Annotated in this window: 26 protein-coding genes, 1 tRNA gene and 2 pseudogenes; 12 read left to right on the plus strand and 17 right to left on the minus strand. The window is 32.6% G+C overall.

The genetic code is table 11. The annotated features are described in order from the left end of the window. Positions 1–252: 252 nt before the first annotated feature. Positions 253–396: pseudogene (locus tag BIY23_RS05015) on the minus strand (IS5/IS1182 family transposase); the annotation flags it as partial. A 284-nt stretch (positions 397–680) separates the two neighbouring features. Between BIY23_RS05015 and BIY23_RS03980 the strand changes: the two are divergent. Both BIY23_RS03980 and recR read left to right on the plus strand, forming a co-directional pair. Beyond that, positions 681–2027: an alanine:cation symporter family protein gene (locus BIY23_RS03980; RefSeq protein WP_070065238.1), complete on the plus strand. Its 1347-nt coding sequence runs from the start codon at positions 681–683 to the stop codon at positions 2025–2027. A 2-nt stretch (positions 2028–2029) separates the two neighbouring features. Further along, positions 2030–2617: a recombination mediator RecR gene (gene recR / locus BIY23_RS03985; RefSeq protein WP_186820158.1), complete on the plus strand. Its 588-nt coding sequence runs from the start codon at positions 2030–2032 to the stop codon at positions 2615–2617. Positions 2618–2646: 29 nt separating this feature from the next. Here the strand turns inward: recR and BIY23_RS03990 are convergent, their stop codons facing one another. The 3 genes from BIY23_RS03990 to purM are packed head-to-tail and all read right to left on the minus strand — an operon-like array spanning position 2647 to position 4886. Beyond that, complete coding sequence (locus BIY23_RS03990) at positions 2647–3186, minus strand: RDD family protein (RefSeq protein WP_081326561.1); 540 nt, start codon at positions 3184–3186, stop codon at positions 2647–2649. Then, a complete protein-coding gene (locus tag BIY23_RS03995) occupies positions 3186–3827 on the minus strand; it encodes an HAD family hydrolase (protein WP_070065240.1) in 642 nt (213 codons plus the stop codon). Before BIY23_RS03995 ends, BIY23_RS03990 begins: the two co-directional genes overlap by 1 nt. A 57-nt stretch (positions 3828–3884) precedes the next feature. Then, entirely contained in the window at positions 3885–4886 is a 1002-nt protein-coding gene (gene purM, locus BIY23_RS04000) for a phosphoribosylformylglycinamidine cyclo-ligase (RefSeq protein WP_070065241.1), read from the minus strand. Between the two features lie 121 nt (positions 4887–5007). Between purM and BIY23_RS04005 the strand changes: the two genes are divergently transcribed. The 9 genes and pseudogenes from BIY23_RS04005 (at position 5008) to BIY23_RS04040 (ending at position 12614) form a co-directional block, all read left to right on the plus strand. Beyond that, positions 5008–5637 (plus strand): histidine phosphotransferase family protein, encoded by a 630-nt coding sequence (locus BIY23_RS04005; RefSeq protein ID WP_070065242.1) that lies wholly within the window; start codon positions 5008–5010, stop codon positions 5635–5637. A 5-nt stretch (positions 5638–5642) separates the two neighbouring features. Beyond that, a complete protein-coding gene (locus BIY23_RS04010; protein WP_070065243.1) occupies positions 5643–6431 on the plus strand; it encodes an enoyl-ACP reductase FabI in 789 nt (262 codons plus the stop codon). Continuing rightward, complete coding sequence (nuoI, locus tag BIY23_RS04015) at positions 6424–6906, plus strand: NADH-quinone oxidoreductase subunit NuoI (protein WP_070065244.1); 483 nt, start codon at positions 6424–6426, stop codon at positions 6904–6906. Before BIY23_RS04010 ends, nuoI begins: the two co-directional genes overlap by 8 nt. Positions 6907–6913: 7 nt before the next feature. Further along, positions 6914–8800, plus strand: a pseudogene (thrS, locus tag BIY23_RS04020) (threonine--tRNA ligase). Continuing rightward, complete coding sequence (gene infC, locus BIY23_RS04025) at positions 8790–9299, plus strand: translation initiation factor IF-3 (protein ID WP_070065245.1); 510 nt, start codon at positions 8790–8792, stop codon at positions 9297–9299. The pseudogene thrS and the gene infC overlap by 11 nt, the downstream one beginning before the upstream one ends. Before the next feature lie 96 nt (positions 9300–9395). Next, positions 9396–9995 carry a peroxiredoxin gene (locus BIY23_RS04030; RefSeq protein ID WP_070065246.1) on the plus strand — a complete coding sequence of 200 codons (600 nt, stop codon included), beginning with the start codon at positions 9396–9398 and terminating at the stop codon, positions 9993–9995. Then, complete coding sequence (trxB, locus tag BIY23_RS04035) at positions 9996–10928, plus strand: thioredoxin-disulfide reductase (protein ID WP_070065247.1); 933 nt, start codon at positions 9996–9998, stop codon at positions 10926–10928. 25 nt (positions 10929–10953) lie between these two features. Further along, positions 10954–11115, plus strand: coding sequence for a hypothetical protein (locus tag BIY23_RS05290; protein WP_186820157.1), 162 nt, complete (start codon positions 10954–10956; stop codon positions 11113–11115). A 137-nt stretch (positions 11116–11252) separates the two neighbouring features. Continuing rightward, complete coding sequence (locus BIY23_RS04040) at positions 11253–12614, plus strand: UDP-N-acetylmuramoyl-tripeptide--D-alanyl-D-alanine ligase (protein ID WP_070065248.1); 1362 nt, start codon at positions 11253–11255, stop codon at positions 12612–12614. Positions 12615–12796: 182 nt separating this feature from the next. On the opposite strand, the gene recJ is transcribed toward BIY23_RS04040, so the two are convergent. From recJ to BIY23_RS04070, 6 genes are all read right to left on the minus strand, one after another. After that, positions 12797–14566 (minus strand): single-stranded-DNA-specific exonuclease RecJ, encoded by a 1770-nt coding sequence (recJ, locus tag BIY23_RS04045; protein ID WP_390903705.1) that lies wholly within the window; start codon positions 14564–14566, stop codon positions 12797–12799. Positions 14567–14669: 103 nt separating this feature from the next. Beyond that, positions 14670–15938: an MFS transporter gene (locus BIY23_RS04050; protein ID WP_070065273.1), complete on the minus strand. Its 1269-nt coding sequence runs from the start codon at positions 15936–15938 to the stop codon at positions 14670–14672. Positions 15939–16056: 118 nt separating this feature from the next. Further along, entirely contained in the window at positions 16057–16932 is an 876-nt protein-coding gene (gene sucD / locus BIY23_RS04055; RefSeq protein ID WP_070065249.1) for a succinate--CoA ligase subunit alpha, read from the minus strand. Further along, a complete protein-coding gene (gene sucC, locus BIY23_RS04060) occupies positions 16920–18071 on the minus strand; it encodes an ADP-forming succinate--CoA ligase subunit beta (RefSeq protein WP_070065250.1) in 1152 nt (383 codons plus the stop codon). Before sucC ends, sucD begins: the two co-directional genes overlap by 13 nt. Next, positions 18068–18271, minus strand: a complete 204-nt coding sequence (gene rpsU / locus BIY23_RS04065) for a 30S ribosomal protein S21 (RefSeq protein ID WP_070065251.1) — start codon at positions 18269–18271, stop codon at positions 18068–18070. Before rpsU ends, sucC begins: the two co-directional genes overlap by 4 nt. A gap of 117 nt (positions 18272–18388) precedes the next feature. Continuing rightward, a tRNA-Pro gene (locus BIY23_RS04070) sits at positions 18389–18463 on the minus strand. Positions 18464–18719: 256 nt separating this feature from the next. On the opposite strand from BIY23_RS04070, the gene BIY23_RS05570 reads away from it, so the two are divergent. After that, complete coding sequence (locus BIY23_RS05570; RefSeq protein ID WP_261722521.1) at positions 18720–18854, plus strand: hypothetical protein; 135 nt, start codon at positions 18720–18722, stop codon at positions 18852–18854. Between the two features lie 391 nt (positions 18855–19245). On the opposite strand, the gene BIY23_RS04075 is transcribed toward BIY23_RS05570, so the two are convergent. Genes BIY23_RS04075 through BIY23_RS04105 form a run of 7 tightly spaced genes read right to left on the minus strand, consistent with a single transcriptional unit; the run spans position 19246 to position 25738 of the window. Beyond that, the gene (locus BIY23_RS04075; protein WP_070065252.1) at positions 19246–20712 is read right to left on the minus strand and encodes a UbiD family decarboxylase; all 1467 of its coding nucleotides are present in this window, start codon (positions 20710–20712) and stop codon (positions 19246–19248) included. Positions 20713–20720: 8 nt separating this feature from the next. After that, positions 20721–21230: a hypothetical protein gene (locus BIY23_RS04080; protein ID WP_070065253.1), complete on the minus strand. Its 510-nt coding sequence runs from the start codon at positions 21228–21230 to the stop codon at positions 20721–20723. Between the two features lie 56 nt (positions 21231–21286). Further along, complete coding sequence (locus BIY23_RS04085; RefSeq protein WP_070065254.1) at positions 21287–21769, minus strand: disulfide bond formation protein B; 483 nt, start codon at positions 21767–21769, stop codon at positions 21287–21289. Between the two features lie 18 nt (positions 21770–21787). After that, a complete protein-coding gene (der, locus tag BIY23_RS04090; protein ID WP_070065255.1) occupies positions 21788–23089 on the minus strand; it encodes a ribosome biogenesis GTPase Der in 1302 nt (433 codons plus the stop codon). Next, on the minus strand, positions 23090–23635 hold the full coding sequence (rsmD, locus tag BIY23_RS04095; RefSeq protein WP_070065256.1) for a 16S rRNA (guanine(966)-N(2))-methyltransferase RsmD: 546 nt from the start codon (positions 23633–23635) through the stop codon (positions 23090–23092). It abuts the gene before it with no gap. A 22-nt stretch (positions 23636–23657) separates the two neighbouring features. Next, positions 23658–24563 carry an RluA family pseudouridine synthase gene (locus tag BIY23_RS04100; protein WP_070065257.1) on the minus strand — a complete coding sequence of 302 codons (906 nt, stop codon included), beginning with the start codon at positions 24561–24563 and terminating at the stop codon, positions 23658–23660. After that, positions 24545–25738, minus strand: a complete 1194-nt coding sequence (locus BIY23_RS04105) for a hypothetical protein (RefSeq protein ID WP_070065258.1) — start codon at positions 25736–25738, stop codon at positions 24545–24547. The genes BIY23_RS04100 and BIY23_RS04105 overlap by 19 nt, the downstream gene beginning before the upstream one ends. Between the last annotated feature and the right edge of the window lie 110 nt (positions 25739–25848).

Below are 25848 nucleotides of genomic sequence, written 5' to 3' on the forward strand. Positions count from 1 at the left end.
TATAATAATATTTCAATGACAGGATTTTTACGTTATAATTATTTACGTGTTTATAACTACGTGTGTGCAAGTTTATTGATTATACTATTTATTATTACTTATTATAGATCTTTTGCGAAACAGAAAATTATTGCAAAAGAGTAAAAAATGTGTCTTTTTGATAAAATTTTTCTTGTTTTAAAAACTATTACAGAGATACCTTAATGGTTTTGGTAATACTTCTGGACTCCATAAAATCTTCTAAGAACCTGTTCATAATCTTTTGAAAAGCAAAACAGCAAAAGCTAAAACAACCATTTGCAGGCTAGTGTTGAGCTGTTTCTCGCAGTTTTTCCACAATCGTCCAAAGGAGCGTTCCACAACCCATCTTGTTGGCAGCACAACAAAAGAATGCAGTCTCAACAATTGCACCAATCATCTCTTTTTTCTTAGTTGCAAAATTCTCTCCCTGAATCAACTCTTGATCTCCAAAAGGTTTTCTCTTATACATTCTTACCTTTTCTTTTAGATCGCGTACAGGTTCTAAGCATTAATTTCGCAAGAGATCTGGTGTATGAAACATTTGTTCCAATTCATTTTCTTTTATATAATATTCCATGGTAGTATCTACTCGTTTATTCTTCATTATAGATAAACCACCATCTTTTGTATTTTTTGTACACAGAACTTAGGATTGTACAATGATAAGTTTCAGTTTTATTGGCTTAATTAAATCTATTTTGATGTTACCTGCAGTATTACTTGTACTCATTGCAGGTATTTACTTATCAGTAAAATTAAAATGGTTACAGCTTTTTAAGTTACCATATGCAATTTCACTTTTAAGAGGTAAAAAAGGTGTTGATGGCTTTGCTTCACTAGTTGCATTATTTACAATCTTAGGTGGAAATCTTGGTGTAGGAAATATTTCAGGTACAGCAGTTGCTCTGAAAAGTGGAGGTCCTGGTTTTATTATATGGATGGTGATAATAATTATGATAACATCTATTATAAAATATGTGACATGTTATCTTAGTATAAAAAAACGAAAAATAAAGAATCATAAACTTGTAGGAGGTCCCATCACTTACATGGCAGATGCATTTAATTCTAAAAAAGCAACAGTTATATTTTTACTTATTATGATTATAGCTTCGATTACTGTTGGTAATCTAGTACAGGTAAACTCTTTATCTATACCATTAGATATGGTAGATATACCTGTTATTATTGGTGGAATTTCAATGTCTGTAATTTTCTTTATTATTACAGTGCTTAGTTTAGATAAGATAAAAATCTTTATCTCAGCTTTAATCCCGATAATGACTGTAAGTTACCTTGTACTGTGTGGAATAATATTACTGAAATTTAGAGAAAACATTTTACCTTCCATGCAATTAATAGTAAATAATTTTTTTACAATGAGTAGTGTTACATCTGGAGTGTCACTGGGTTTAATTTTAGAAATACTCAATGTTATTCAGGTAGGTGCTCTACGAGGTATTTTTGCAACAGATATAGGACTTGGTTTGGAAGGAATAGTACATTCTGCAATTGTTCCTAAGAAGAATGATGTGAGATTTCTTATTGAGCAAAGCCTAATAACTATAATATCACCCTTTGTAGTAGTAATAATAACATTTATTACTACCATTGTGTTGCTGATAACAGAAGCTTGGACAACTGATCTAGAAAGTACCAATATGTGTATATTTGCTTTTAAGGAAGCTACTAGCTCATTTTATGTGAGCTACCTCATTATGGCTATAATGTTCTGTTTTGCGTTTACTACTATTTTTACTTGGTTCTTTTGTACTAAGCAAACAATATATTACGTGTGTGACAGTGATATATATATTAAAATCTGGGCCGTAATTTTTACTGTTGTCATCCCTTTTGGATCTATTGGTAGGGTCAGGCTATTATGGGATATTGCAGACATTTCTATTGCTGCACTATTGTTTATTAACATACTAGCCATATTAAAATTACTACCTCAACATCAGGGAATATTCAGTACAAGTAATAGATATTTAAAATTAGTATGAATATTAAGATCAGAAATTTAGTAAATGCTTTATCTAAGTTACCGAGTCTCGGTCCATCATCATCACGTAGAATTACGATACATTTATTACAAAATAAAGAAAAAATTATGCTGCCGGTTGTATCATCTATGCTAGAATTAGCAAATCAGGTAATTAAGTGTGATATATGTGGAAATTTAGATCTGCAATCTCCATGTGCTATCTGTACTGATCCAAAGCGAGATTGTAAATTATTATGTATAGTCGAAGAATTAGGAGATTTATGGGCATTAGAAAAGGGAAACATATATTCAGGTTTATACCATATTTTAGGCGGTAGGTTATCTGCAATAAATGGTGTAGGACCACAAGAACTTAACCTTGATACTGTTCGTAAAAGAGTGGTGAATTTACATATTCAAGAGATAATAATTGCAATTAGTCCAACACTGGAAGGTCAGGTGACTTTACAGTATATTATAGAATTACTTAAAGATCTTAATATACAAATAACTCGCCTTGCTTGTGGTATACCTATGGGTGGTGAAATTGATTATCTGGATGAGGGTACTTTAAAAGCAGCACTCACCTCAAGACAGAGTATTAAATAAGTTTTTTTGTTTTCCTAGATTTTTCCACACTAACTAGAGCCTTTTGTTACTACAACTACCGTATTAAATAATATGTCATGAAATGTCTGTTTTTTTTCTGAGAAACAAGCGATTAAGTACCATAAGAGATTTAAAAGAATTAAAAGACCTAATATTATATAGATTGCAATAAGCAACATGTTATCAATCAACATATTTCTTTCTTTAAAGAAAGTCATCGGAATATATATTAATGCAGGAAAAAAGAATTGAGAAATAGTTCTATCAAATGCTAAACATAAATCTATTTTTTGTTTGTCTACTTTAACTGTACATATGTTAAGTAAGCGTTGTCCTGGGGTTGCTTGAGTATCAGAAGATAGGAAATAAGTAAAATAACTGCATTGTGTAAATATACTGAGTAAGTTTCCAAGAAGATGTAAATATCCTGGTAAATGTTCTACTGATAGCCCAGGTATTAACAATACAAGTATCAAAACTAATAGTATAGCAACTAAATTTACATGTATAAGAATTATGGTATCTATTAGATATGCACAAAAACGTCTACGTATGCTTGAGATTTCCATTAATTCCCTAAGTATTTTACTATAAAATCTTTAAGTTTACCAAAGCATTGAAAATATAACAAGTCTTCATAATTATTTACTAATGATTGGCTATATACTATAGGTAGGCAATTTGTATTTTGTGCACATAAAATATCTGTTACACTATCACCGATAAAAAACACATTTTTTTTATTAATAGGTAATAAGCTTTTGTCTAGAGCAAACAATACAGGAGCTGCATATGGTTTATCTTCATGCGTGTCACCAGAGCCAACAATTTTATTGAAATAATTATCTAATTTAAAATAGGTAACCTCTTTACGTAAGTTAATGTTTCTTTTATTACTTACTATAGCAGTGTAAACATTATGAGATTTTAATGTTTTTAGCATTTCTTCTACTCCAGGGTTAAGGGTGATATTTTGTAAAAGTGCTTCATCTAAATATTGTTGATATATTGTATTTGCCTCTTTCCATTGCACACCAAATAAGCTGATCATATATTCCTTTCTTGATAAATGGAAATTTCTATCTAAAAGAGTTTTGTTACTGTAGCCCATAGCATCTATGGTATGCTTTATAGCATTCCTAATATTGTTTTGCGTATCAACTAAAGTATTATCCCAATCAAAAATCACTGCTAATGGATTGCTTTTCATTTCTGTTTATAAAAATAATGTTTTACTTTAAAAAGTATTAATAAAGTATAAAAATAATCAAAGCTTATTAATTTTTCCAATAATCTTCATTGCTTTTTGATCGCTAAAACAAATTTCTAAACTTTGTAAATTTTTAGGAGATATTATCAGAACCATGCCAATGCCACAATTAAAGGTTCTAAGCATTTCACTTTTTGTTACTTTACCTGTATCTTGTAGCCATAAAAATATCTCAGGCCATTGCCAAGATGTATAATCTATATCTGCAAAAAAACCGTCTGGAAGAATACGTGCAATATTATCTGATAGTCCACCACCTGTGATGTGTGCTATTCCTTTTAATAAGTGCATTATAGGTAATAAAGAATCTACATATATTTTGGTAGGCTCAAGTAATATTTCTGCCCATAATTTATTATTCCATGGAGATAGACTATTATAATTTATCCCTAAATCTTTGAAAATGTTACGTACCAAAGAAAACCCATTTGAATGAATACCACTGGATTTTAAACCTACTATATAGTCTCCTTGTTCCATTGCACTACAGTTGGGAAGAATTGCATTCTTATCAACTACACCAACCACAAAGCCTGCAAGATCGTAACGACCTACACTATACATATCTGGCATTTCTGCAGTTTCTCCACCTACTAATGCTGTTCTAGCTTGCCTGCACCCTTCAGCAATGCTTTCCATTACAGATAATAATATGTTTTCTTTTAACTTACCAGCTGCAAAATAATCAAGAAAAAATAATGGGGTGGCACCTTGTGTTAACAGGTCATTTACACACATCGCAACCAAATCTATACCTATTGTATCATGCTTATCTATTTCTTGAGCGATCAGTAATTTTGTGCCTACTCCGTCAGTTGAGGAGACTAATACAGGGTGATCGTATTGCTTGCTTAATTTGCTAAAATCAAATAGCGCAGAAAATAACCCAGTTTCACTTATTACTTCTTCTTTTGTAGTTTTGTCAACGATTGGTTTAATTTTTTTGATTAGTTTATTATATAAATTTAAATTTACTCCCGATTTAGCATAGGTAGCCATATATCCTTGTAATTATTAATACCATATTAATAGAAAAGCGCAAAAATGCAATAAGATTTTCTCGCTATTGACAGTGATATACTTGCTGATAAAATCAATTTAAGTTTTTTGCAATTAATTAATGAATGAAAATGCAACAGATATTTTGCTGACTATAGAGCTATTTTCAAGTCGTATGTTTCATGATTTTGCTAATTCCATGAGTGGCGTGATATTTGGTATTGAGGAACTTGAATTTGGCGATACTAGTACGCGAAAGGAAGCTCTTTTTTTAATTAAAGAGAGCTTTAATGATCTATTGGCAAAGTATAAAATTATGAAGCAAGCTTATTCTATATCAGATAGTAATTCTTGTTTTAGTCAGACCAGGTCAAATATTGAGAATTATTTACTACAAAAAAAAATAAAACTGGTATGGGATATCATTGGTTGTAATACTCAAATAGATGTGATAGAGAAGACAAATAAAATCATTGCAAGTATAATACTTACAGTATCAGTTGCGATAGCAGGAATACACGAGATATCTATAGTGTTATCAAATGATATGCAAGATAAAATGTTATTGATTATTAAAGTACATAGCCAATTTAGCAAGTCATTTGCAGATAAATTAAATAATAAAAATAAAATTGACTTGGATACGAAAAATATTAATATTTACCTAACATTATTACTGTTAAAATGTTATAATGCTGAAATTAATTTTACACATAAGGATAGTTCCTTGGAAGTCACAATAACCATTTAAGATTTATGGAAATAAAGTTCTTGCAAGAAAGAAAAGGGTTGATAACTGGAATAGCCAATGAAAGGTCAATAGCGTATGGTATAGCTAAGGTGCTTAATCAGCATGGGGCAGAATTTGCAGTTACTTATCCAAATGAAAGTCTCAAAAAAAAATTATTGCCAATAGCAAATATGTTTGACTTAGATGAAGAGTTGGTTCTGCATTGTGATGTGCAAGATGAAGTAACTATAGATAATACTTTTGATATAATAAAGAAGCGATGGGGAATGCTAGATTTTTTAATACATGCAGTGGCATTTTCTGATAAGGATGAGTTGAAAGGTAAATACCTTGATATTTCATTAAAAAATTTTCTTAATGCAATGCATACATCGTGTTATTCTTTTACTGCTTTAGCACAAAGGGCTGAAAAAATTATGCAAAATGGTGGTAGCTTACTTACTTTATCTTATTATGGTGCTGAAAAAGTAATGCCAAATTATAATGTAATGGGTTTGTGTAAAGCAGCACTTGAAGCAAGTGTGAAATATTTAGCATGTGATTTAGGCTCGCAAAATATTAGGGTGAATGCTATTTCTGCTGGTCCAATTAGGACTTTGGCGTCTTACGGTATAAGTGATTTTCATTTTATTTCTGAGTGGCATAGAAATAATGCTCCGTTAGAGCGTAATATTACTATTGAAGATGTTGGAAAAGCTGCATTATATTTGGTAAGTGATTTAAGTAGTGGGACTACTGGGGAGATTTTACATGTTGATGCAGGATATAATGTTGTAGGAATGAAACGTGTTTAAGAAACTGGCTTCTTATTGGTTTTGTTTAGAATTAATTAGAGGTTTTGCTATTACATTAAAGTATATGTTTAAACATAAGGTAACATTAAATTATCCTATGGAAAAGGGTCCTCTAAGCACTCGCTTCCGTGGTGAGCATGCGTTACGTAGGTACTCAAATGGCGAGGAACGGTGTATAGCATGTAAATTATGTGAAGTGATTTGTCCTGCACAAGCAATCGTGATAGAAGCAGAAGAGATGGAAGATGGTAGTCGCCGTACTACACGTTATGATATTGATATGATGAAGTGTATATACTGTGGATTTTGTCAAGAAGCGTGTCCAGTTGATGCGATTGTAGAAGGTCCTAATTTTGAGTTTGCCGTAGAAAAAAAAGAAGAATTGATATATAATAAGGAAAAACTTTTACGTAATGGTGAAGTATGGGAAGATGCTATAGCATTGAGATTAAAAAAGAATAGACCGTATTATTAGAGAAATAATGGTTGAAATTATTTTTATAGCTGGGCAGAGAAAGAAAGAATACGTTAGTAAAGCTATAGGTTTTAATATACTATCACAAAATCTTTTGAAGAAAGCAATTGCACTCAAGTTACTAAAAATTGTATGATTTGTCACGTGAAATTAAGCATGGTGCTGAAGTGATATGAATGATGAAGTTGGGTTGGATATTATACGGCATGATGCTGCACATATTATGGCACAAGCTGTAAAGGAACTCTTTCCAACTATACAGGTAGCAATTGGTCCAACAATTCAGGATGGTTTTTATTATGATTTTGCCACTGATAGGGCTTTCACTACTGATGATCTCACCGTAATAGAAGCAAGAATGCAGGAAATTATAAAAAATGATTATAAGTTTATACGTGAAATATGGAATCGTGAACAAGCAATAGATTTTTTTAATAATATAGGTGAAAAATATAAAGTTGAAATTATTGCTTCTATACCGCTTGAAGAAGATATAACGGTTTATAAACAAGGTAATTTTGTAGACCTATGTCGCGGTCCGCATTCACCATCAACTGGCAAAGTTAAGGCATTTAAGTTAATAAAAGTAGCTGGGGCATATTGGCGAGGTGATTCTAAAAGGCCTATGCTGCAGCGCATATATGGTACTGCATGGAAAAATAAAGATGAGCTGAAAAATTACTTAAAACATCTGGAAGAGGCTGAAAAACGAGATCATCGTAAAATTGCTAAAGAGATGGATCTATTTCATATTCAGGAAGAAGCAGTAGGGCAAGTCTTCTGGCATGAGAAGGGATATATTTTATATAATATTCTTGAATCTTATATCAGAAAAAAGTTGAAGGATAATGGGTATTCTGAAGTAAAAACTCCTCTATTAGTTAATAAAGAATTATGGGAAAAGTCAGGACATTGGGATAAATTTCGTGAAAATATGTTTATTCTTGATAATTCTAATATAGCAATTAAACCGATGAATTGTCCTTGTCATGTACAAATTTTTAATTCTCATACAAGAAGCTATCGTGATTTACCAATACGTATGGCAGAATTTGGCACATGCTATAGAAACGAAAGTTCTGGGTCGTTACACGGGTTAATGCGTGTAAGAGGGTTTACTCAGGATGATGCACATATATTTTGTACAGAAGAACAAATTATTACTGAAACTTTAAACTTTTGTGATCTTTTAAAACAAGTTTATTCTGAGCTGGGTTTTGACCAAGTTTCCGTTAAATTTTCTGACCGTCCTAACGTGAGAGCAGGAAGAGATGAAATATGGGATAAAGCAGAAAAAGCATTGCTTGAGGCTGTGAAAGCAGCAGGATTAGATTATAAGCTCAATCCAGGTGAAGGTGCTTTTTATGGTCCTAAACTAGAATTTGTGTTAAAGGATGCTATAGGAAGAAACTGGCAGTGTGGAACTTTACAAGTTGATTTTATTTTACCTGAAAGACTTGGAGCAATGTATATTAGTAAAGACGGACAGAAACATAATGTAGTTATGTTGCATAGGGCAATTCTTGGTGCTTTTGAGCGCTTTATAGGAATTCTAATAGAGCATTATGCAGGGAAATTCCCTCTATGGCTTGCTCCAACGCAACTTGTCATTCTTACTATTACTAATGAAGTGGATCAATATGCTTTAGAACTAAATAATTTTTTAAAAAAACATGATGTAAGAGTTAAAGCTGATCTCACTAATGAAAAAATCAATTATAAGATACGCTTGCATAGTTTATGTAAGATACCTATATTATGGATTATAGGTAAGAATGAGCGTGAAAATAGGACTGTGTCGGTTAGGTATTTAGGGTCTACAAAACAAGAATCTCTTCCTTTTGAAAAGGCTGCTGAGTTGCTATTTAATCAAGGAGTAAAGTTTGCAAACTAAGAAAAATAGAATCAATGGATTTATTACGGCTAAAACAGTACGTTTAGTTGATCACAATAGTGAAATGATAGGAGTCGTATCACTAGAAAAAGCATTAGAAACGGCACAAAGTGTTGGATTGGACCTGGTAGAAGTTGCACCTGATTCTACACCTCCAGTATGTAAAATTTTAGACTACAGCAAACAAAAATACGATGCAAAGAAAAAAGCAAGTGAAGCGCGAAAAAAGCAGAAAACATTGACTATTAAAGAGGTCAAAATAGGGCCTAATATTAGCGATCATGACTATGGCACAAAATTGCGTCAAATAAAGGATTTTATTACTAATAGCTACAAAGTCAAAATTACAATGAGATTTAGAGGAAGAGAACTTATACATACTGAAGTTGGACTAGAAAAATTAGAACGGTTAATTCAAGATACAGAAGATATTGCGAAGGTAGAATTGATGCCTAAAAAAGAAGGCAATCAGTACTTCTTAATATTAGTATCTAAATAAAATCTGCAAATGGCATATTTCTGGGAATATGTTGATTGACTTGCAAACAACTAATTTGATGTATAAAATTAAGTTATTTATAATTAGGATAGGTCTATGAATCTTATACAAAAGTCTGCTATTGATTTTACAGCTCCAGCTGTTCTATCTGATGGAAAAATAAATGATAAATTTTGTTTTAGTGAATATGTGAAAGGAAAGTGTGCTGTGCTTTTCTTTTATCCACTTAATTTTACATTTGTCTGTCCTACTGAGATAATATCGTTCAACAATAAAATTAATGATTTTGCGAAACGTGACACTGAAGTATTAGGAGTAAGTGTGGATTCAAAATTTTCGCATCATCAATGGCGTAAAACCTCACCTCATGATGGTGGTATAGGGAAAATAAGTTATACTTTAATTTCTGATATAACAAAATCAATATCGAAAGAATATGGAGTACTGCATGATGAGTCATTTGCCTTGAGAGCAACTTTTATAATAGATGATAAATTTGTCGTGCGCCATCAATCGATAAATGATCTACCTTTAGGACGTAATATTGAAGAATATATTAGGATCATTGATGCAATTAAACACAATGAGGAGTTTAGTGAAGTATGTCCAGCAGGATGGAGAAAAGGTAAACAAGCAATGCAAGCAAGTGATGAGGGAGTAGCTGATTATCTTAATTCCCATAGCGAAGAATTATAGATGGAAACAAAAGTACTAATAATTGGTTCTGGAGCAGCTGGCTACTCAGCTGCTATATATGCAGCACGTGCAAATCTAGAACCAATTGTAGTCACTGGCATGCAACCAGGTGGTCAGTTAACAATTACTACAGATGTTGAAAATTATCCTGGATTTGCTTTAATACAAGGTCCAGAATTAATGGAACAAATGAGGATACATGCAGAAAATGTTGGTGCAAAAGTCATTGATGATCACATAAAGAATGTTAAAGAGTATAATAAATCCCGATTTAAATCTACTGGTAACATTAGTGACTATTATTCGGATGCAATTATAATTGCTGCAGGAGCACAAGCTAAATGGCTTGGTTTAGAAAGTGAAAAAAAATTTCAAGGTTATGGTGTATCGGCATGTGCAACTTGTGATGGAGCATTTTTTAGAAATAAAGTTGTTGCTGTAGTAGGAGGAGGAAATACAGCAGTTGAAGAGGCAATTTTTCTTACACGCTTTGCAGAGAAAGTAATATTAATACATAGACGCGATGTGTTGAGAGCAGAAAAGGTAATGCAAGATAGGCTTTTTAATAATAATAAAATAGAAATTATATGGAATCATGTGGTAGAGGAGATATTAGGCACAGAAAATCCTAAGAAAGTTACTTCTATGGTAATAAAGTCCATTATTACAAGAAGTCTCCAAGAAATAAAAGTAGACGGAGTATTTATTGCAATTGGACATGCACCTAATACAGCTATTTTTAAAAGTTTAGTAGAAATTGATGATCAAGGTTATATAATAACCAAACCTGGCACGACATTAACTAGTAAAGACGGAGTTTTTGCTGCAGGTGATGTGCAGGATAAAGTATATCGTCAAGCTGTAGTTGCAGCAGGTACAGGATGCATGGCTGCACTTGATGCAGAAAAGTTTTTGGAAAGTAAAGATAGCTAAGTATAACTAGCCCGAAGATGATGAAATGTGTGTATTTGAAGAGATTAGGTTCTATCAGCATGTAGTAAGGAAGAAGGCAATGGAAGCTTTAATGGAAGCTTTAGATGAAAAAGAAAGCAGAGAGATGGTAGTACAGAGGTTTAAAATAGGAAAAACTGTTTTTTTTGATCTATTCGCACTATTATGAAATACGCTATACATCTAATTTGAAGTTAACTTAGCTGCATTGTACTCCTTTTTTGATATAAGGTAGTAGTAAAATTATTGATTTCTAGGATAAGCGCACATATTTAGATAACGTTAAAAATAGTGTAAAGCAATTATATGTTCCAATGGAATGAGACTCATCTATACAATGCTACTAATGGTAAAACAATAGGTAGCTGGAGTAGTAGCAGTGTTTCGACAGATACAAGAAATATAAAACGTGGCGACCTATTTATAGCAATCAAAGGCACAAATTTTGATGGTCATGATTTTGTACATGAAGCATTTGCAAAAGGAGCTGCTGCTGCAGTGGTTAGTAGAGAAAATATCAAAGTTTTTCCAATGGTTGTTGTTACTGATACGTTAAAAGCCCTTCATAACATGGCATCGTATTACATTAAACATCTTCAAGCAATAGTGATTGCAATTACAGGCAGTGTAGGTAAAACTACTACAAAAGATATGTTATATACTGTTTTATCAAAATGCGGTATATCGTATGCAAATATTGGTAATTTTAATAATCATATAGGATTGCCTTTAACTATATTAAGTACTCCTGCAAATTGTGAATATCTCATTCTTGAAATGGGAACGAGCAATAAAGGTGAAATAGCAAAATTATCGAAGATCAGTAATCCAAATATCGCGGTTATTACAAATATTGGATATGCTCACATTGCAAATTTTCCTGACGTGTATGCTCTCGCACAAGCAAAACTAGAAATTCTACATGGTATTGCGAGCAATGGTATACTACTATTAAATCATGACGATAGATATTATGACTATTTATTATTACATGCTCATCAGACAATCAATAAGATAGTCAGTTTTGGCACACATCCAAACGCTACAGTACGTTTATTAAATTTAACTAAAAATTACGCAGGGTTAAACCTGGAAGTTAAATTAAATGATAATAATATAATAAATTTTGATCTTCCTATCAGAAGAGAACAATTTATCCATTCTGCCTTGGCTGTTGCAGCAGTTATACAAAGCTTAAAACTTGATCTACCGAAAAACGCTTTTGATACATTTAAAATAAGACAAGGTAGAGGTGATGTACACAGTATCCAATACAATGGAAAACATATATACCTTATTGATGACTCCTATAATGCTAGCCCAACTTCAATGAAAGCTGCAATTGAAGATTTGGGCGGATATTTCCATAACAGAAAGATTGCATTACTGGGAGATATGTTGGAACTCGGTAATCATGGCATAAAGTTTCATAGAGCATTGCTTGATCATATAATAGACCAGAAAATAGATAAAGTTTATACAGTTGGAAAAATAATGATAGAATTATACAAACTTCTACCAGATAAAATAAGAGGTATGCACTTTACTGATGCTAATCAGTTAAAAACTCAATTAAACAATATTATTAACAATAATGATACAGTTCTTGTTAAAGGTTCACAACTAATGAATATGGATATGATAATAGAAGAATTTTTGAGACTCTAACCTAAAATCGAGGAATGGTTACCTGAGCAGAATACAAGATAAAGATAGCATATGTGTTTTGTCATAAAATAGATTGGCTTTTAGCCTAAATTTTCCACAGCTTGTTTAGCTTATTATATAGTAAACTAAGTTGAATTAGACATTTAAAAAAAAGCAGAAATTGAGCAATATATGCACCACGTTTATGTCATTAGATCTTCTATTACAAACTGTACAAACTCTCTTCCATTCCAATAATTAACAGAGATTCTACCTAAAATAGTTTTAACGCCACTTTGCATAATAGCAGAACTAAGTTTAGTGTTTACAGAACGAAAAGCAATAGCTCTTGCTGTTGTATTACCATCAGTAATAAGGCATTTAATATGATTAGTTCCTATAATTTCAGGGTTTATTATTCTGACACCTTGGATAATAAATCTTGGTTCTGGATGCCCAACTCCAAATGGTTCTAAACGTCGCAATTGATTCCATAAAGATAGATTCACTGACTTAACAGTAATTATACCATCGACTTTTATCATTTTTTCTTTTACAAAATCTGCAAATCTTTCAGCAAAAAAATCATGTAAGTCTCTTATTTTATGATCTTTAATAGAAAATCCTGCTGCCATACTATGTCCCCCACCTTCAATGATGAGATCCATAAATTTTGCAGAAAGTACTGCTGCACCAATATCAATTCCTGGTACTGACCTACAACTTGCCTTTCCAATACCATTATTTAAAGATATTACTATTGTTGGCAAATGAGATTGTTCTTTGAGTCTTGAGGCGATAATACCTATGATCCCTTGATGCCAATTACCGCTCACCATGATAAATTTTGTATTTAATGTAACAGACTGTTCAACCTGTAATAAGGCTTCTGATAAAGCTTCGTTTTCTAATACTTTTCTTGCATTATTAAAATTTATTAACTTTAACGCAATTTGATATGCTTCTTCCTCATTACACGTAGAAAGCAATCTTGCGCCCAATGATGCTTCGCCTACTCTTCCCCCTGCGTTTATACATGGCCCTATGCTAAATCCTAAATGAGCAACACTTGGTTTCTCCAATATTCTCAAGTTATCAAACAAGATACGTAATCCAACATTTTTTCTTGCTGACATCACTTTAAGTCCTTGTGAAACTAACGCTCTATTTAAGCCAGTAATTTGCATCACATCACACACAGTACCAAGAGCAACTAAATCTAACAAATCAAATAAATTTGGCTCTTTTTTACTAATAAAAAATCCCTTCTCTCGCAAGATTTTATTGAAAGCAACTATTAGCAAGAATGATACTCCTACTGCTGCAAGGTTATTATAAGGAAAATTTTCATCAAACCGATTTGGATTAATCACTGCTACTGCATTTGGTAAGCTTTCCATGCTAATATGATGATCAACAACTATAATATCAAGCCCAAAGCTTTTTGCATCATCTATTGGTTGATATGCAATAGTGCCACAATCTACAGAAATACACAGACCTACTTCTTGCTTCTTAAGCTTTAATAGAGCGGCCGTGTTTAACCCGTAACCCTCATCAATGCGGTCTGGAATGTAAATTGTAGAATTGATACCTATTTCCTTTAAATATCTATGAATTAATGCAGCAGATGTCGCACCATCAACATCATAATCACCAAATATAGCAATTTTTTCATTATTGGTTATTGCCAATATTATCCGATCAACAGCCTTATCCATGTCTAGTAAAGAAAAAGGATCAGGTAATAATGATTTAATGAGTGGATATAGAAAATCGCTTGCATTTTCCACATTAATGCCACGAGTTACTAATATCCTTGCTACTATTTCTGGTAATTCAAACTTTTGTACTAAAGCTAAAACCTGTCTTGAATTTGCGTCTTGTAATTGCCACAATGTATTTGTTATACTACGATCTAGCATTATATAATCTTCCCCTGAAAGCTTGAAACCCGTTTTACACTTTAACATTCTTAAAAATCACTCCAAATTCAAGACAGTTGCACACAAATCTATCCACTTGTCTTTTGTTTTGTACTTTTTTCTGTCTTCCCTACAGATTCTTTTACCTTTTTTACCAATAAGATTGCTTATCTTGTGGTCTTACCTGCAATATTGCTATTAAACCAATCAATAAATTCAAGGTTACATAAATCCCAGCTAAAAAATTTATCTGTGGAAAATTTTTAATAAAAAACGTACATATCATTGGAGCCGAACCTCCATATATCAAATAGGAAATATTACGTGATACACTGACACCACTAAATCTAAACTGTGTAGGAAACAGTTCAGATATTACTATACCTATTGGATTTATTCCTCTTTCTAGTATAGTAAGCACCATTATACTTAACATAATAATTAAATAGTTTTTACAGTAATACGCAATAGATAGAATTGGACAACATAGCATCATTGTAACAATTATAAATAAAATTGCGGTACGTTCTTTCCCAACTTTATCAGCTAGCATTCCAAATGCTATTGAACATATCGGTATCAATATACCAGTTATTATGTTTATAATCTCATTTACATAGGTTGCAGCATACATTTCTATCGAAACTATTTCCTTTGCAAGTGTACGTAGAAATATAATAAAGCCTGCTATAATATTGATCGGCATAGCTATTAAAATAGCAAGTATTAAGATTCTTTTATGATGCTTTATTAGATCCATTATTGGAAAAGCAGACCGTTCATTATTTGCCTTATAAGCTGGTGTTTCTCCTAATAAATATATACTATATGCACTAAGTAATCCTAAAACGACTAAAAAAATAAATGGTATTCTCCATCCCCAAGCATTGAAATCAGTTGTCTTTTTACAAATTATAATTATTACCGTAGAAAGCAGCATACCTATAGATCTACCTAGACCTGTTATACCAAGAAACATACCAAGCTTTTGCTGCTTATAAGATAAATGTTCCATCAGATAAACAGAACTACCACCTTGTTCACCACCTAATGCTATTCCTTGTATAATCTGTATTGTCAAAAACAACATAGTAGCAGCTATACCAATCTGGTTATAATTTGGAATAAAAGCAATTAAACTTGAAGGAATTGATATAAATAACATTGCAATTAACAATGCTACTTTTCTTCCATATCTATCACCTATATGACCTAGCACAAATGCAGCACCTAAAGGTCGGGCCATAGTACCGAGCCACGTTATTCCAAAAAACTGCAATATACCGTAATAAGTATTTTCTGCATAACAGAATTCTCTGCTCATTATGTTGACTAACTCAATAAAAAGTGTGTGGTCATACCATATTGTGGTTCTGCAGAGAATACTTGCAATTAACACTTTTGTTTGTACTGTAACCATGCTAATCATTCTGATTGTTTTTTTAATTTAGTAAAGGGAAACTTCAACTCTATTAAAGCTATTAAGTTTATCAAGAAGTTTACAGTTTATTAGTTATATTGAAAGAAAGGTCCAGTAATTAATGATTTAGAACGTCCAACACTTTTTTACCTATTACTGCAGGAGTTTCAGCAATGAAAATACCACTGCTACGCATAACCTCAAGCTTCGCACTAGCACTACCACTACTAGAAGAAATAATTGCCCCAGCATGACCCATACGTTTTCCAGGAGGTGCAGTTTGTCCTGCTACAAATCCTACAACTGGCTTTTTAACTTTCTCAGATTTTATAAAATGTGCTAAATTATCCTCTTCACTTCCACCTATTTCACCAATAACAACAATACAGTGTGTATCATCATCTTTCAGAAATAGCTCTATACAATCAACAAACGTTATGCCATGTACAGGGTCTCCACCAATTCCTATACATGTAGACTGTCCCAGACCTACAGCTGTTGTTTGTGCAACTGCTTCATAAGTTAAAGTTCCAGAACGGGACATAATGCCTATATGTCCACGCTTATGAATATATCCTGGCATGATTCCTATCTTACACTCTCCTGGTGTAATAATACCTGGACAATTTGGACCAATTAGCCTACTTGTCGAATGAGTAAGAGCATCTTTAACTTTTACCATATCAAGTATAGGTATACCTTCTGTAATACATACTATTAATTCTATTTCTGCATCTATCGCCTCTAATATCGCATCTGCAGCAAATTTCGCAGGAACATATATAACTGTAGCATTAGCTTCTGTCTTATCCTTAGCCTCTTTTACAGTATTAAAAACAGGTAAATTTAAGTGAGTCATTCCTCCTTTACCAGGAGTCACACCACCTACCATTTTAGTACCGTAATTAACTACTTGTTCTGAATGAAATGTACCTTGTGCCCCAGTAAAACCTTGACATATGAGCCTTGTATTACGACTAACTAAGATAGACATGACACTTCTTTAACTATTTTACGTGCAGCATCATCAAGACCATCAGCAGCAATGATGTTTAATCCAGAGTTTTCTAAAATTCTTTTACCCTCTTCAAAATTAGTACCAGATAGTCTCACTACTAACGGTAGACTTATCCTCATTTCTTTTGTAGCTTCTATTATACCATGTGCAATAATATCACAGCGCATTATTCCGCCAAATATATTGACTAAAACCCCTTTTACCTTATTATCAGATAATATAATTTTTAACGCTTCAGTAACAGTTTCCTTGCTTGCATTGCCACCAACATCTAAAAAATTTGCTGGCTCTGCGTTATAATACTTTATTATATCCATTGTTGCCATAGCTAATCCCGCACCGTTAACCATACAACCAATATTGCCATCCATCTTGATATAACTTAGACCATATTGCGAAGCCTCTACTTCTTCTTTTACCTCCTCATCATAATCCCGAAGTGCTATAATTTCAGGATGACGATATAACGCATTATCATCAAAATTCATTTTGGCATCTAATGCAATAAAATCACCAGAACTTGTTTCAACCAATGGATTAATTTCAATTTGACTTGCATCTGTTGCAATAAATGCCTCATACATTTTATGTGCAATATCGTTTATTTTTTCCACTTGTTTTGAATGCAAACCAAAATCATCACATATTCTAAATTTAGAAGATAGATCTATAGAAATTTTTGTAACTTTAGAAGGAAAATTTATTGCTACTTCCTCAATATCCATTCCACCCTCTGATGAAAAGACAAATGTTAGCTTACCAGAGCTTGAATCAATAACCAAGCTCAAATAATACTCCTTCTTTATGCTAGATCCTGCTTCAATATATACCTTTCTGACACATTGTCCCATTGGACTAGTTTGATGTGTTATTAAAGTAGAATGAAGCATATCGTGTACAAATTGCTTTACTTCTTTAATAGACTTTGCAAGCCTTACTCCACCAGCTTTACCTCTACCACCTGCATGAATCTGAGCCTTTACTACAAATATATCAGTCTGTAATTGAGATATTTGTGATTCTACCTCTTCAGAAGACGTTACGATAAAACCTTTCGGCACTGGAACGTGAAACTTACGCAAAATCTCTTTTGCTTGATATTCATGAATATTCATATACTGTAACGTTGCTTAATACGTGCTTGTTGATATCTTCTCTTTTTTCTAGCTTCAGCTTTTTTTTTAGCTCTCTTTTCAGATTTTTTCTCATGATACTGTTTTTTCATTTTAACCCACCTTCCCTCTCTTTGTATTATTTTCTTTAATACAGGAAAAGCGCGGTCTACGTCACCGTGGTGAACTGATACTTCGATCAAACTTTATACCTCCATATTTCAAAAGTTATCATCTATCTTATAGATTAGAAAATTAATACCGTCAATTAATTTATGAACTTAGATTAACTGTAATTCCTTAAAAAAGTCCTAATCAAATCGGGGCGGAGAGATTTGAACTCCCGACCCCTTGGTCCCAAACCAAGTGCGCTACCCAGGCTGCGCTACGCCCCGACTATTAATTACAATATCATAATTAACAACAAATGCAAGTAGTAGCCATTTGCAAATTGTAAAAGACATATTTAGGTGTATTTTACGCTTTGGCAATAATATTTTGTTTCGTAGAAGCTTTATTATGCATTAATTACACATTAAAGTCAAGAAAAAACACATCTAGATGTATTTTCCATTTTTGGAACAACCACTCCGTTGCATTTCACAAATAGTTAATAGGTTTTTAATATCAAAATGACAACTTAAAAGCTTCATGTCTACAGTTGAGAAAATTTTACTAGAAGATACACCAATAGCTATGTTATGGGTCGTGAAAGATCCTATGCAGTTGAAATATGATAAACTTCCACTACCAAACATATCTATCCTTATAAAGATAGATTATTAAGCTGGGCAGACAAAGAACCAGAGCGTCAAATAAAATTATATTATGTTTCCACAAATCTCACACCAGAACAAAAACAGAAATTAATTGATCTCACTGATGCAGAGAAAGGAGAAAGAGGTAATATAAAAATTAATAATGATAATAGCTGGAAAAAAGACTATTTATATACATTTCACAACAAAGCTCCTATTTTGGAAACTCCGCTTGAATTTGAAGAAAACCATGACATTGACAATAACATCATGACAGGATTAACAAATACTTTTACTGATTTGATATGGTGATTTGGATATTTTAGATGTATGGTCCCAGAGAATAAAGGTATGGATTGAGTATCAGTAGATTTTATCCATTGATCACATATCAAGAGAAAACCTACGCTATAAAATTGTCAAGCCAATCCGTATTTACTCCACTTTGCTGTAACTTGATTGACTATTTCTGCATCCATTTCAATCTTTTTCCCCCAATCTCGTGTAACTTCAGGAAATACTTTATTAGTAGCATCAAAACCCATCTTGCTTCCAAGACCACTATGAGTAGAGGCAAAATCTAAATAATCAATAGGTGCATTATCTATAGTAATAGTATCACGTGCAGGATCCATTCTTGTGGATATTGCCCACATTACTTCACTCCAGTCACGTATATTTATATCACCATCCACTACTATTATAAATTTTGTATATAAAAATTGCTTAAGGAATGACAGTATACCCATCACTATTCTTTTTGCGTGTCCTGGATAAGATTTTTTGATAGATACCACTGCTATTCTATAAGAACAACCTTCTGGAGGTAAGTAAAAATCTACTATTTCTGGAAATTGATTAATTATAATAGGTATAAAAACTTCATTTAGTGCTTCAGCAAGAATAGACGGCTCATCTGGTGGTTTACCAGTAAAAGTGCTGAGGTAAATAGGATTCTTACGCATAGTAATTGCAGTAATATTAAATTCAGGAAATTGTTCAACAGAATTATAATAACCTGTATGATCACCATATGGACCTTCATCCCGGTATTTATCTAGACTTACATATCCCTCTAAAACAATTTCAGCATGAGCCGGTACTTGCAACGGAACTGTTTTACAGTTGACAAGTTCTAGCGGTTTCCTACGTAATAAACCAGCAAACTGGTATTCTGACAGTCTCTCAGGTACAGGAGTTACAGCCGCAATAATAGTTGCTGGGTCAACACCGATTACAGCAGCTGCAGGAAATTTATTCTGTTTTTGTTCCTTCCATCGTCTGTATTGATTAGCACCACCACGATGTGCAAGCCACCGCATTAAAGTTGTTTTTTTATCTATAACCTGCATACGATATATTCCTAGATTAAAATTATCCTGTTTTTCACTAGTAGGCCCTCTCGTTACTACAATGGGCCAAGTAATTAATGGTGCAGGTTCATTTGGCCAGCAGGTTTGTATAGGCAAAATGCTTAGATCCACTGCATCCCCTTCTAATACTATTTCTTGACATGAAGCATTTTTTATAATTTTACTACGCATGGACAACGCAGCTTTAAGTATAGGAAACATCTTAACCACTTCTACAAAATTCATTGGCGGTTCTGGAGACCGTAAAAATGCTAAGAGCTCACCTAAATCTTTCAGTGTTGTACCCAGTGCTAGAGTAATTCTATCTATAGTACCGAACAGATTAACCAATACTGGAATAGGATTCTTACCGTTTTCTGTGATAACGTTTTCAAAAATTATAGCTGGGCCTTTTTGTGATAAAATTCTACGGTGGATCTCCGTAATCTCTAGTACTGTTGATACTTTTTCTTTAACCCTTATAAGGTCGTTTTTTTTTTCTAAAACTCTAATGAAATCAGATAAGCCGTTCACAACAGTTTTTACCCTCTATCTAATTCGGACAGATCTTGACCTTGATACATCTGCGGTGAGTGAGATGGTGATAAATATTGTCGCCCATCATAATAACCATCATCATGTGCGCCATGTAAACCATCAGCTTCATGAGCCAATCTAGCATCAGCATGCGGAAAATCATCAGGATTATAATGATGATCTCCAGCCCCATCATAGTGTGGAACTTCCTGGTCTCCTCCCCCTGTAAAATGCTCTGCTATCTTTTCAAAAAATTTTACCCCCAACATATTAGCTGACTTCCACATACCATCTAAATTGCAACCACTAATCCAAGCCTCAAACACATTATTGTATGCAGCATACAAACCTTCACTGATAAGACAGAACAACCATTTTCCTCCATCAAGCACTGTAGAGTAAGGGTCGCCATAACCTATACCAAAGCCACTTTTTTCACCACCAGCTTCCTGATGTTCACGTGCAGACTGTAATGCTGCAATATCTAAACCTTGTGAACCTTCACCACTAACCATATATACTCCTTTTTGCTTAATATTTTAGCATAAGTCTTTTAAAATATCAATAAAAGCTATGTTATTTCTTTTCTTCTTCCTCGGAAATAAATCCTTACTGATATCAATAAGATTATCAATAAGTAGAGTAAATTCCATGTGGCTAAAGATAGACCTAAAACGTAATACCCTCTATCACAAGATGGCAAACGGTGAGTATTTAATAAACTATTTCTTAATTCTTCAATAGTAATATTATTATTAATCTGTTCAGTACAACCTATAATATCCTGAAACCAGCCAGCTTCAATCCCAATGTGATAAAAAGATATTATTATACCTATTAGGTAGCTACAAAACATTATGTAAATTAGAGCTTTATACTCTTTTATCAAACATAATACTGAAAGCACTGCCACGACATAAAAAACTATACGCTCATAGATACATAATTTGCACGGCAGAATGTTAAAAAAATATTGCAGTATATACGCAAAGATCAACGCTACAGTGCTGGATAATAAAAATACCGTAGAAGTAATTTTACTATTATTAAGCATAACCAATAAAATAAGTATCTATTTTATATATGGATTTTTATTTTTTTTAAAGCGTAATCTTACCGGTATACCACTAATAAAGAAGCTTTTACTAAGTTGATTAATTAAATAACGTTTATAACTCTCGTTTACAACTTCTGGTATATTACATATTAAAGAAAAAGCAGGAGGTGTGGTACCAATTTGTACAATATATTTCATTTTAACAACTTTACCTTTTATCAAATGATGAGGATGAACACTTGATAACCATTTATTCAGCTTTGCAGTGCCAATTTTTTTGTTTAAAAACAAATTTATTTCAAGACATCTATCCAGTACTTCGCTACAGCGCATATTTTTCAATGCTGAAATTGTAACAACTGGTACTTCTAAAAAAAGCCTGCTAATTTCCTGTTGTTTAACAAATTTTATTATTTTACTCCTATCATTTTTATTTATTAAATCCCATTTATTCAAAACAACCACTATGCCTTTACCTTCCCTTATTGCAATCTCCCCAATAAACAAATCTTGTTGCTCGATACCTAAAAGAGAATCTAGCATCAAAATAACAACATGAGAACGCTTTATAGACTCTATACTTTTTTCAATAAATTTTGATTCTAACATATCTACTTTTCTACGTATTCCTGCAGTATCAATGAGTGTAATTGTTTCACCTTTATAATTATATGTAACATCTATGGAATCATGCGTAGTACCAGGCTCTGGACTTACTATTACCCTATTGTCCATTAATAAGCTGTTTAAGAAAGTTGATTTTCCAACATTCGGACGGCCTATTATGGCAATTCTAAGATTTGTATCTTTGGCAATTAATGGCTGTATACCATTATTTAGATTTTTAACAATTGCTTCATAAAGATCCACCATGCCGAGATTATGCTCAGCAGAAATATATACAATTTCATTAAAATTGAAAAATTTTAAATAATTTACATTCACCAATTCTGGATTTTCACATTTATTTGCAATTAATATTAGAGGATGATCAGTCCTTATCTTTAACCACTTTGCAAGCTCTTGATTTTGATAATCCTCTACTCTTGCATCAACAATAAAAAAAATCATATCAGCATCTAAGAAAGAATATTCTATCTGTTCAATGATTTGTAGTATAGTGCTATCCCAACCTCCTGTATCTATTATTTTAAATTCAAGATCACTAATTCTCGCAATACCTTCTTTTCTATCTCGTGTCACACCAGGAATATCGCTTACTATAGCAGCCCTCTTCCTTCCTACTAGCCTGTTAAAAAGTGTCGATTTACCAGCATTTGGTAGGCCTACTATAGCAATTTTAATGCATTTAGACATTCATGCTTTTGCCAGAAACAACACTTTTGCTGTACCATAAATACGTTCCAGTACCACGCTAAAATTTTTATAATATTGAAAATCTTCATTTTTCTGAATTTCCAATACTATTAATGCATCATCATTTAACCAACCAGAGTGAGCTAGTCCATTTAAAGTAGACTCTACCAAATTACTATTATATGGTGGGTCTATAAAAACTATATCGCATTGAGAAATAGGTTGAGGCAGATTATCAGCACTACAACATATTAACGTTGTTTTGTCTGTAATACCAAGACTATCGGCTGTTTTCTTTGGTAACTGTAAATTATAATAATCTGAGTCTACCATAAAAGCATGTTTGCTACCACGAGAAATTGCTTCAAATGATAAAGCACCGCTACCACAAAATAAATCCAGCACATTTGAGTCACGGAGTTCTTTTCTAGAAAGAAGTATATTAAATATAGCTTCTCGTACAATACTCATTGTCGGCCTTGCTGCTAGTTGTTTGTCGGTAATTACTCTTCTTCCACGATATTTACCTGCAGTAATACGTAACATATTAAATTCATTAAATAAATAATTATATAACTAGATTTTCAAATTCGCTAATTAATGTCTTCATATCGTATGGTAAATCAGATTTAAATTCTATATATTCTTGGCTTTTTGGATGGTAGAATCCTAACTTATATGCATGTAGTGCTTGTCTTTTAAAATTACAAATAAAATGAGACTGTTTCGCATATCTTGCACTCTTGCTACTATTCTTACCATAAACTTGATCTCCAACTATAGAATGCCCTATATGGCTCATATGCACTCGTATTTGATGTGTCCTACCTGTTTCTAACTTACAATTTACCAAACTTGCTTTCCCTATCGGTTTTTTTACTGAATAATGAGTAATAGCTGATTTACCTATAGCTTTTGTTACACACATAATTTTCCTATTGCTGCGTTTTGGTGCAATATAAGTTTTAATAGTTTCGTATAGAGGAGACAGTGTACCCCACACTACTGCAAGATATTCGCGTTTTATTATACGCTTTGACAAAAGCGTAGATAAAAAAGTGTGAGATTCCTCATTCTTTGCAATAACCATTAATCCACTAGTCTCTTTATCAAGGCGATGTACGATGCCTGGCTTACTATATGGAAAGCAAGCTATTACTGCATTTAAAAGTGTATCATTATTAGTTCCTGCACCAGGATGTACAGTTATTCCACTTTGTTTATTAATTATTATTATGTAATCATCTTCATAAACTACATCTAATTTTATATTAAAATTAGGACTAATATCTGTTGTATCATCAGATTTGATTGAATCCACTACATATTCTTCACCAGGCTTTACAGCATAATCATTATCAGTAATAACACAACCGTGTAATTTAATACACTTGTTCTGTATTAATTTTTGAGCTTTACTACGTGATATGTTATGTATATATGCTATATAAGTATCTAACCTCTTGCCTTCCATGCTTCATTAACGTTGGGATCTATCCACCATTTTATGTCTGCACTAGCAAACTGTACCTGCCTGTTATTCTCCTCCTCTATGCGTATCTGTGAACCATCCAGGTTATGAATAATTTTTTCCACACAAATATCGTATAATGTGAAAAATTTCCCATCACGATCTTGAAACTGAACAGATTCAGACAAACAATTTATAAAATCACTTGCCTTATCATTTATACCAGCACTTACCTGTTGATTTTGCATTCTGACTGGCTGCATACCATCAAAATAACCATTATAATTATTAAGAGCAGCTTGTTTTAGTTTACACCAGAGATTTTGCACGTTATTAATATATACATTATGCAACCCTTCTCCTCTTGCGTTTTTCATGACTGCAACAATCTTTCCTTCTCCAAATGGAGAATAAAAAGACTTTAATGTAAGTCCACCTAATTCTTGAATAAAATCATAATTTTCATTCCTTTTACACTCTATAAGTTTTTTACACGCAGTGTAAATCCTAAATGCCATAATAACACAAAACAGTAACATAACTACTGCTGCAATAGGTGGAATACTCTGCTCTTGCTTCAATAAATATATTAATGGACTTAACATAATAAAAACAGTGATCACATGCTGAATAACAATCAAAGCAACCTTGTGCCTATTTTCTGCAGCTATAATCTCCATGATCTCTCTCTGATTATTGTTCTTAGCAATTGGTATGAAGATCGAAAAGTTTCCTTTACTATCATTAAACTTTGGTATAAATTCTATAGCAAACCCACTTTTGCCAATATCACTTTCTTTATCCGCTTTACCACCTCTATACTTTACATCTATTTCCTCTTTTGTTACTACTGCACCATAACGCTTCTCCATCACAAAAGATAGTACAAATAGTGTACAAGGAATAGAGATAATGAATATAAGCAACGGTATTGATAATTTAAACAGTGGTATTCGTACAGGTTTAACAAAATTATGTAGAAAAATGAAATTATTCTCAACAAACATCATTGCAACAAAATAAGCAATAGTAAAATTGATACTAGCGCTCAAAGCCGACTTTTTTAAAGTACCATTTAAGGCATACCTCCTTATACAACTAAACCAATCAAACGGTAACCTTAGCACGCCTAGATCTGACATGCGTAGCTTAGGTATTAAATATTTCCAGGCACTCATATAAACCCCCACTGTTATTTAACTTTATTTATTATATAACTAACTATGTACAAATACACAAGAATTTTTTGAGAATACATTTACATATATTTTCTGTCTGGCTTGCCACT

This window comes from Wolbachia pipientis (assembly GCF_001752665.1).
In the GTDB taxonomy this organism is placed as follows: domain Bacteria; phylum Pseudomonadota; class Alphaproteobacteria; order Rickettsiales; family Anaplasmataceae; genus Wolbachia; species Wolbachia pipientis_A.

Excerpts from the sequence above, each read along its gene's own strand:
- BIY23_RS03980 (WP_070065238.1), top strand. The coding sequence starts at position 681 with ATGATAAGTTTCAGTTTTATTGGCTTAATTAAATCTATTTTGATGTTA.
- BIY23_RS03990 (WP_081326561.1), bottom strand. The coding sequence starts at position 3,186 with ATGGAAATCTCAAGCATACGTAGACGTTTTTGTGCATATCTAATAGAT.
- BIY23_RS03995 (WP_070065240.1), bottom strand. The coding sequence starts at position 3,827 with ATGAAAAGCAATCCATTAGCAGTGATTTTTGATTGGGATAATACTTTA.
- purM (WP_070065241.1), bottom strand. The coding sequence starts at position 4,886 with ATGGCTACCTATGCTAAATCGGGAGTAAATTTAAATTTATATAATAAA.
- BIY23_RS04005 (WP_070065242.1), top strand. The coding sequence starts at position 5,008 with ATGAATGAAAATGCAACAGATATTTTGCTGACTATAGAGCTATTTTCA.
- BIY23_RS04010 (WP_070065243.1), top strand. The coding sequence starts at position 5,643 with ATGGAAATAAAGTTCTTGCAAGAAAGAAAAGGGTTGATAACTGGAATA.
- BIY23_RS04030 (WP_070065246.1), top strand. The coding sequence starts at position 9,396 with ATGAATCTTATACAAAAGTCTGCTATTGATTTTACAGCTCCAGCTGTT.
- trxB (WP_070065247.1), top strand. The coding sequence starts at position 9,996 with ATGGAAACAAAAGTACTAATAATTGGTTCTGGAGCAGCTGGCTACTCA.
- BIY23_RS05290 (WP_186820157.1), top strand. The coding sequence starts at position 10,954 with ATGTGTGTATTTGAAGAGATTAGGTTCTATCAGCATGTAGTAAGGAAG.
- BIY23_RS04040 (WP_070065248.1), top strand. The coding sequence starts at position 11,253 with ATGTTCCAATGGAATGAGACTCATCTATACAATGCTACTAATGGTAAA.
- recJ (WP_390903705.1), bottom strand. The coding sequence starts at position 14,566 with ATGTTAAAGTGTAAAACGGGTTTCAAGCTTTCAGGGGAAGATTATATA.
- BIY23_RS04050 (WP_070065273.1), bottom strand. The coding sequence starts at position 15,938 with ATGGTTACAGTACAAACAAAAGTGTTAATTGCAAGTATTCTCTGCAGA.
- sucD (WP_070065249.1), bottom strand. The coding sequence starts at position 16,932 with ATGTCTATCTTAGTTAGTCGTAATACAAGGCTCATATGTCAAGGTTTT.
- sucC (WP_070065250.1), bottom strand. The coding sequence starts at position 18,071 with ATGAATATTCATGAATATCAAGCAAAAGAGATTTTGCGTAAGTTTCAC.
- BIY23_RS05570 (WP_261722521.1), top strand. The coding sequence starts at position 18,720 with ATGTCTACAGTTGAGAAAATTTTACTAGAAGATACACCAATAGCTATG.
- BIY23_RS04080 (WP_070065253.1), bottom strand. The coding sequence starts at position 21,230 with ATGGTTAGTGGTGAAGGTTCACAAGGTTTAGATATTGCAGCATTACAG.
- BIY23_RS04085 (WP_070065254.1), bottom strand. The coding sequence starts at position 21,769 with ATGCTTAATAATAGTAAAATTACTTCTACGGTATTTTTATTATCCAGC.
- der (WP_070065255.1), bottom strand. The coding sequence starts at position 23,089 with ATGTCTAAATGCATTAAAATTGCTATAGTAGGCCTACCAAATGCTGGT.
- rsmD (WP_070065256.1), bottom strand. The coding sequence starts at position 23,635 with ATGTTACGTATTACTGCAGGTAAATATCGTGGAAGAAGAGTAATTACC.
- BIY23_RS04100 (WP_070065257.1), bottom strand. The coding sequence starts at position 24,563 with ATGGAAGGCAAGAGGTTAGATACTTATATAGCATATATACATAACATA.
- BIY23_RS04105 (WP_070065258.1), bottom strand. The coding sequence starts at position 25,738 with ATGAGTGCCTGGAAATATTTAATACCTAAGCTACGCATGTCAGATCTA.